Raw genomic sequence first — 4687 nt, forward strand, 5'->3', positions numbered from 1 at the left:
TCGCTTAGGGCTGTGTCCATATTACGTGGGTAGGATCAACTGGCTAACAAAGGAAAAGCTGCCTGTTCGTCCATGTCTGTGCATCCACATTGGGACAATGGTTTTAAGACGGAACACTAATACATATAGCCCAGGCTGGATAGCTACTGGAATGTATAAATGCTGGAATGGCTAACCGCGATAAAACTATTAAAAACCAGTGTAACTATGCGATGCCAATAGACAAGCATTATAAGAATATAAAGAAGGGTAAAATTGCGCGCCCTGTAATAAACATCCCCGCCGCGAGTGAACCAACCCCATAAAGTTGCAATATCTGAAGCTTCGTACCGCGCCATATCCAGTTCACTGGCGGCGAGCGTCATACGCCCCTGCGCCGGAGGTGGCGACCAGTAGAGTTAAAAACGCTGATAAAGCGGCTGCGGCACTATTGCGCGCTCATAATCCGCCGGACAGATGAATATGATTCGCTACCTGTAGCGACCTGCGTTTATAAATAGTCAAACCTGCATTTAACGCTCGTTTTCGACCCATATTATCTGCAACCAGCGCGGGTCACAAGCCCACAATATCCGAAAATGAAAACATAAAACACCCCCGCACATCAGGATAATCTTAAAACATAAAAATATAAAACAGGCGCCAAAATTCTATCCCGCCATTCGCGATAAAGAGCATCCTAACCAATTTATAACTGTTCAGTTTCCAGGTATATCACATCTATTTTATTTTAAACAAGCTAATCATTCAGGTTTCAACATGTGAGATGTCGCTCACGTATTACCGTATTTTGCACTGATACTATTCAATCGCTTACGATTGCTTTATGTGATTTTTAGGATTTTTAACACCCATGACAATATGTTTATTAATGTTACAGGAGAGTATTAATGTACACCTATATTGACCCATCCAAAAATAATTACCCCGGTCTCGACAGAGGATTCAATCAACGTTACAAACTTGATAGCGATTTATCCGACAGCAACGGAGAAGGGGTTTATCTTACTTATTCCGCATCAGATATTACTGATGTTCTTAATATGCTCGTTGGAAAATATACGATTGACGAAATCACCGGCAAAGTTCGTATTATTTCAGGCGGTCACTGCTATGAAGATTTCACTTTTCAAAGCCAGACAGGCAACGCCAACGGTACGCGTTATGTCATTGATTTAAGCAACATGCGTGGTATTTCTGAAGAGACGGTTAATGATGTTACTTACGTTACTGTCGAACCTGGCGCATCCAACTGGCTTATTCAACAAACGCTACATTCTCGCTACGCCGTCGCATTGCCTGGTGGCTCGTGTTATTCAGTATGCGCCGGGGGCCATGTTGCAGGCGGCGGTTACGGATTACTGTCTCGTTTACATGGGCTTACTGTGGATTATCTGGCGGGCGTGGAAATGGTGATAAGTGATGGTGCCGGGGGGTTTACCGTCAGAGCCTTTGATCCAACAGATGCAGATCAACTTAACTGGGCCTGTCGTGGCGGCGGAGCCGGACACTTCGGGGTTATCACTAAATATTATTTCGAGAAAAACAAGGTACCTCCGGCACCTGAAAATGCGCTGCTTATTACTCTGCCTGTTCCCTGGAGCCAGTTTATCAACAGCGATGAAACCGTAGATGGCGATGCGTTTAATCAGTTTATGCAGGCTTATTACATAGCCTGTCAGACATTAGCGCCTCAGGCCTTTACGCTGGGTAAATTTACCTTTATGACGTCAGCAGACGACGTAATGTCTATTGTTATGCAGGTTGTTTATGGCGCCAGCTCGGGCCATGATGCTGCGCTTGGCGGTAATGCCGTTGCGGCTATTACCAGGGACGAAGCTGTGAAGGCAATCAATGATTTTGCAGCAGCATTGGCTCCCTGGGTGAGCATGCCTCAAACATCGGTGTATCGTGGACGTTCATTTCAACTAATAGGTCATCCAGTATCGGCAACTGTCTCGCTGGATACGATCTACGATCTGCCATGGATTGATATGACCCAGCTTCTGAATGGCTCTGGTGAAAATCAAAATGGTAAATATAAAAGCAGTTATATTGCCGGAAATTTTGTTCTGAACGAATCTACCGCAATGGCAGAGTTTTTGACCGGAACTCAGGTAAACAATGCTGTACCAGTCGGTGCGGACCTATCACAAACCCTGATACAGATTGACAGCTATGGCGCACAAATTAATGCTATGGATACTGATCTAACCCCGCTTAATACGGCCATCGCTGCCAGAAACTCTATTCTGAAAACACAGTATCAGACTTACTGGAAAAATTACGAAGACACCTCAGATCCTACAACCAGAGAAACGGATATCGTGACCTGGTTTAATGCGGGCTACAACAATATCCATGCGCAGGCACAACCCCTGAAATCAGCACCAGATAATGGCTACCCTTTGTGGGGGGAGAAATTTCAGGGATGCTATTTCAACTATCCAGATAGACAAATCGGTGTGAATAGTGGCTATAAAGCCGACCCAGGTGACGCATACAGCGGTGACTTCTGTGAGTTGTATTATGGAACAGACGTGGCGACAAAACTGAAAGCGATTAAAGCCGTTATTGACCCAAGCAATTTCTTCGCTTTTGCGCAATCTATCCCTCTACCTGAGGAAAGATAAACAATCTATTGTGAAACAAAGGAAATTCCCTGATTTACATAAATAATCCTGACCTACCTCTCTGTTCGGAGGTAGGTCAACCTCAGAACACGTAGCTGTGGTGGCCTGCAATTACCTGAACAGATCCACGTTTGCAGATTGCTCGTCCACAATACCTGCAACTGAAATCTACGGTTGTAGGGTTCCCAAAAATATCCGTTTTGTAAAACCGCCAACCTGCTTGACAGATTTCGGGCCTACCTGTGCCAGCGCATCTGCTTCAACCGTCCCCGTCCAGAAAGGCTGGTTCACCATCATCCAGCGCGCCACTGGCTCAGAGACGGGAAAACCGCTCACTCCAGCGCCAGACCTCCAGGCCGTACTGGCGCAGTTCAGCAGGGCAGCGCGCAGTTTTATGGGTCGCCTGTAGGTGCATTGCCACGCTATCAGGGCCTGTGGTTTATTGGATCGATTGCCATGCGCGAGGCAGTTGCAAAAGTGTCTTAAGTGAAGGCATCGCGTTATCCCTAACGTAAAACAGCTTAGATCCTTGTTAACTAAAAAGTTTCATTGCTTCGCCTCCACCCAAGCTGCGGAAGACCCACTTTTTACCCATTGTCGGCACAAATGGGTGGGGGCCCTGCCATCAGTCATTAGTACTAAATTGTGTTGGTTAATCAATTCGTTATAGTGGTAGTACTACAACAGTACTGTACCACTCTCGATAGTACCGTCCAGCACAAAATCTTGCAAGGTAACGTGCCTTCAGGGTTGGGGACATGACATGGACTTTTCGAAATTTATTGTGTCGGAAGTGCTTAACCGATGTACATAAAAAAGGGGCGACAAGCCCCTTATTCAGTTACTTCTTATCCTTTGGTGGACAAGGATCGTTACCATGCGAATCTTTTTTTGCGATCCTGCCATCCTTGTTATGGATCACAAGCTCACTTCTTTGATTTGTAGCAATCCCTCTTGCAGCGTCCACCGCAGATTGCTTTGTTGAGTGAACGGAGGTCGCTTTACTGTTTCCGGCCCCCTTAACGGCCCAACCTCCATCATGAGGAACAACATGCTGATCTTTACCCATAATCGAACCCTCTATTTCCATGGAAACATCAGCATATAGCGACAAAACCAACCACTCAACACTACATATTGTGTTTAAATTGATTTTGATCACAAATGTAGATAGATATCAAAAGGATTCGTTCACTACGAAACTGCAAGTACCCTTTCTTAACCCTATACCGCTATATTCGTTAACAATCTGGTAGTACTGGCCTACTCTGCCCTTTATTACCCACTATTCTTCTGTAAGAGATGAGTTTTTAGCCACCTTTGCGATAGTAGCCCTTGAACAACCGATCAAAGCCTGAATTTTGCTCCAGCTTTTACCGTCAGACAGTAGTTCTTGTACTTTATGATGCAAGCTCTCATCAACTGGGCGACCACGATATTTTTTCTCTCTCTTGGCCTTTTCAATACCCTGCTTTTGTCGTCTGCGGCGATCTTCGTAGTCCTTGCGACTGATTGCCGCCAGCATATCGAGCTGAATCGCCAAGGATAATCCAGACACTTCTGAGCCGTCGATAATACTGCTTTTCATATTCCGTCGGTGGCATCTGATCACTCGAACCATGCCGGCGCTTACTGTTATAAAACATTTCGATGTAATCAAAAATATCGCTGCGGGCTTCTTCCCGCGTTCCATAGATATTTTTCTTTATCCATTCACGCTTCAGCAACTGGAAAAAGCTTTCTGCAACCGCATTATCGTGGCAGTTACCGCGACGGCTCATGCTGCCCTCCAGGCCGTGTGATTTCAGGAACGACTGCCACTCATGGCTTGTGTACTGACTGCCCTGATCAGAATGAACCAGCACCTGTTTTTGGGGATTACGCCGCCATACAGCCATCAGCAATGCGTTCAGGACAATGTCCTTTGTCATCCGGGATTGCATTGACCAGCCGATAATTTTGCGTGAGAACAGCTCAACAACCACGGCAAGATACAGCCAGCCTTCGTGGGTCCAGAGTAGAGTAAGAGACAGGGCGTAGTCGGACTATTTCCC

Annotated in this window: 2 protein-coding genes and 2 pseudogenes; 1 reads left to right on the forward strand and 3 read right to left on the reverse strand. The window is 45.9% G+C overall.

All coding sequences use genetic code 11. The features are described 5' to 3' along the window. Positions 1 to 890: 890 nt before the first annotated feature. On the forward strand, positions 891 to 2633 hold the full coding sequence (locus JJB97_RS17340) for an FAD-dependent oxidoreductase (protein WP_238715336.1): 1743 nt from the start codon (positions 891 to 893) through the stop codon (positions 2631 to 2633). A gap of 841 nt (positions 2634 to 3474) precedes the next feature. On the opposite strand, the gene JJB97_RS17345 is transcribed toward JJB97_RS17340, so the two are convergent. The 3 genes and pseudogenes from JJB97_RS17345 to JJB97_RS17350 all read right to left on the reverse strand — a co-directional run. Next, positions 3475 to 3702 carry a DUF2188 domain-containing protein gene (locus JJB97_RS17345; protein ID WP_001572622.1) on the reverse strand — a complete coding sequence of 76 codons (228 nt, stop codon included), beginning with the start codon at positions 3700 to 3702 and terminating at the stop codon, positions 3475 to 3477. Between the two features lie 216 nt (positions 3703 to 3918). Continuing rightward, a pseudogene (locus JJB97_RS18830) lies at positions 3919 to 4173 on the reverse strand (recombinase family protein); the annotation flags it as partial. A 13-nt stretch (positions 4174 to 4186) separates the two neighbouring features. Continuing rightward, positions 4187 to 4672, reverse strand: a pseudogene (locus tag JJB97_RS17350) (IS3 family transposase); the annotation flags it as partial. Between the last annotated feature and the right edge of the window lie 15 nt (positions 4673 to 4687).

This window comes from Tenebrionibacter intestinalis, assembly GCF_016632365.1.
Lineage (GTDB): Bacteria > Pseudomonadota > Gammaproteobacteria > Enterobacterales > Enterobacteriaceae > Tenebrionibacter > Tenebrionibacter intestinalis.

Bases quoted from the DNA above. Each gene is read 5' to 3' on its own strand.
- JJB97_RS17340 (WP_238715336.1), top strand. From the start codon at position 891: ATGTACACCTATATTGACCCATCCAAAAATAATTACCCCGGTCTCGAC.
- JJB97_RS17345 (WP_001572622.1), bottom strand. From the start codon at position 3,702: ATGGGTAAAGATCAGCATGTTGTTCCTCATGATGGAGGTTGGGCCGTT.